Annotated in this window: 1 protein-coding gene; it reads right to left on the bottom strand. The window is 33.2% G+C overall.

The window, feature by feature from the left end:
• Nucleotides 1–73: 73 nt before the first annotated feature.
• The coding region (locus EZH24_RS14575; protein WP_161976209.1) for a hypothetical protein at nt 74–395 on the bottom strand (322 nt) is incomplete at its 5' end.

The following is a 395-nucleotide window of genomic DNA, read 5'->3' as shown; positions in this document are numbered from 1 at the left end:
AAGAAACCTGCAGTTGATATCTATATCAGCTGCAGGTTTTATTATTTTACTCAGTTAAAAATGATAATTAATTTTACTTTTTATTATATGTAGGTTTCATACCTGTCTTAAATGTTATAGAATTGCCGTTTACAGTGAAATCGCCTTGTGCATACTGCTTTGATGATTGTATATTTCCTGAATCTCCGTTTATAGTATAAGTACCCATAACATTATTTTTTCCGCCGTTTTGAGCGTAATTTACAGCAGATTTTTCAGATTTACACCAACCAATGCTTACTTTTCCGCCTTCTCTAAAATTAATAGCTGCCCAAAATCCTGAGCCTTCTCCTAAATATTCAGATGACCATGTTGTTCCGACTAAGCCTGAATTATTATTTCCTGAACCATTAGGA

This window comes from Brachyspira catarrhinii (assembly GCF_005518285.1).
In the GTDB taxonomy this organism is placed as follows: Bacteria; Spirochaetota; Brachyspiria; order Brachyspirales; family Brachyspiraceae; genus Brachyspira; species Brachyspira catarrhinii.
This window is presented reverse-complemented; position numbering and strand designations above follow the sequence as displayed.